The organism is Streptomyces sp. NPDC058812 (assembly GCF_042744565.1).
Classification (GTDB): domain Bacteria; phylum Actinomycetota; class Actinomycetes; order Streptomycetales; family Streptomycetaceae; genus Streptomyces; species Streptomyces thinghirensis.
Genome location: NZ_JBHYOB010000065.1, coordinates 1 through 2,320, shown reverse-complemented (window position 1 = coordinate 2,320; position 2,320 = coordinate 1). Strand labels below are relative to the sequence as shown.

The 2,320-nt window shown below is 66.6% G+C and carries 2 protein-coding genes; both read right to left on the bottom strand.

Features of this window, described 5'->3' with window-relative positions; all coding sequences use genetic code 11:
• Positions 1–193: 193 nt before the first annotated feature.
• A complete protein-coding gene (locus ACFW48_RS38605; protein WP_386323341.1) occupies positions 194–496 on the bottom strand; it encodes a hypothetical protein in 303 nt (100 codons plus the stop codon).
• 95 nt (positions 497–591) lie between these two features.
• A complete protein-coding gene (locus tag ACFW48_RS38600) occupies positions 592–1,158 on the bottom strand; it encodes an SMI1/KNR4 family protein (protein WP_386323339.1) in 567 nt (188 codons plus the stop codon).
• Positions 1,159–2,320 lie beyond the last annotated feature (1,162 nt).

Below are 2,320 nucleotides of genomic sequence, written 5' to 3'. Positions count from 1 at the left end.
ACCCAGATCCAGATCACCGAGAGCGTCTGCCACACCTACAACCAGATCGGGGTCCGCTCGTCCTCATCGACGAAACCGCCGACCTGATCAAAGACCTCACCCCACGCATCGCAGCGACGTTCGTTCTACGCCGGCATCGACGTCACCCGGTCGCCCCTTTTCACCGGCGTCCGCGGCGCGCAGTTAGCCCTCATCACGGCACCGACCGGACCACACACGTCCTGCCCTGGGCTGGACACAGGACGGGGCGCTCTTCCCCTCCCTCGCCGACGAAGCAGTACGCGTCTCCCGAGCCTGTCCGCGCAAACTGCTCCAGCCTGGCCCCCGAGACAAGTCGAACGCCCTCCGCCAGCTCGTGGCCGGCCGAGTCTGTCGCATCGAGGTCCGCGACGCCGGCAAAGAACGCGACGACCGTCTCGTGGGCTCGCAGAAGTGGCAGCAGTGTAACGGAGTGGGCGGGCACCTCGGGGCCATCCGGTCCGTTCAACATGTTCACGGGGCAACCGTAACCGGCATCGGTGCCTGCGCGCGGTCCTGGCCTGATCCGGACCCGAGGCGGCTCGCCTCCGGACCCCACGCAGGCTGCACTTTCTACCGGTACCAGTCTTCGGTCGCCCTCAGAGCCCGCTCGATGTACTGGTCCAATCGGTAGGCGACCAGGTACCGGCTGTCCGTCTCGTGGTCCCACACGAAAATTTCGTCACGCTGCGGTGACCGAACGAAGGCGAACTGGTCGCCACCACCGTTGTCACCGAAGAACACCAGTGGCTGGAACGGCATGTACAGCTGCGCCAAGTCGTCGGCGGAGCGGAGTGCAGTGTTGTCCTGGGCGATTCGCTCGGCGCTCCAGATGACGTCGAGCCCATCGGGTCCCCTCACGCCATTGCACTCGCGCAACAGATCTGACAGCTCCATGGGCAGGGTCTGACCCAGCGCGTTCTCCGCGGCCTCCACGGCAGCTTCGTCAGCCGGAGCACCGAACTCGACCTCAGCCGCGATTTTCGTCATCATCTCTCTCCACATCGGATGAGCGTCCCAGACCCCGGGATGCGCATCCGTGCCGGGTTCACCCGGAGCCGCGATGGCAAAGAGACTCCTCCGCCTCACCTTCGAAGAGCGCGTGGACCACCTGCCCCGCCACCAGTAGATCAAGCTCACCGACCACACCATCACCACCTCCCAGGCCCTCGACGGCGGCGGACCCCACGCCGCGCTGTGACTACCGCGAGTACTCCCGGCGCAACGTGTGCGTCGCCTACTCCGTCGGCACCCCGGACCGGGCCACCTGCGTCGCCCTGTCCCTGCCCGTCGGCGAGAAATACCGCCTACGGCAGGCCGCGCGGGTACTGCGGGCCCACTCCGCCGGGCCCTGCTGTCCCTGCTGCTCACCGAACAGGCCCGTACAACGTGCAGCCCCTCGGTGACGGCTCCTGGCTCAGCAACGGTCATGCCAGTGCGCCGCGCCGCTGGTCCCTGACTACGTGAGATACCGCGCGCCGTAGGCCTCACGGCCTGCGGTACGCGCGGAATCCGCCTCCGCTGGGACAGCAGCGCCTTGCCGTTGGCGCTGGGGTGCGTGGTGTCGCGGAAGTCCACCCGCTGCTGCACACCCGGGGCCAGCCGCCCTTCGGAGTGGTGCGGCACCACCACTGGCCCGCCGGCGTAGGGGCTGATGTAGATCGCCGCCCGCGTCCGGTCGCACAGCCGGTCCAGGGACTGCTGGACGAGCCGCTGTCGGCGTACACATGAACGTTTCACCCGTATGTCCTTGAGCTCATTCATGAGTACGCCGACACCAAGGCGCTGGCCCGCTGTCGAGGTAGCGCGGGCAAGCGGCGATGCTGCCCCCGGGAAGTACACGCTCCGATTCAGCTCAAGGATCAGCGGCTCCTGCAGGGACTGCGGCTATTGGCACGTACGCCTTCAGCGGGCGTCCGTTGTTCACGGTGGACCTCACGCGACAGTTCGACATCAGCGACGACGGCGGTCCAGCGGTGCCGAGGTGAAGCTCGGGATCTGGCTCACCAACACCGAGAGCAGGCGTACCAAACTCGATGGGGAACAGCTGAAAGTGCTGGCGGACCTGGGACTGAACTGGGCGCAATGAAGACGCAGCGGCATCCCCCGAGGTCGCCCGAACCACGCCACCCCGACCTCACCTGGCAGCAGCGATGATGCCTCCGTGGCGACAAACCTTGATTGCGAGTTCTTCGAGCAGCTCCCCGAAATGTGGGCGGGAGACCCCGGACAGAGCAGGATGGGTACATGACGTACGGGCCAGGTCAGCTTCACGACTCGCCCAACCCGTAAAGCCTTTTGC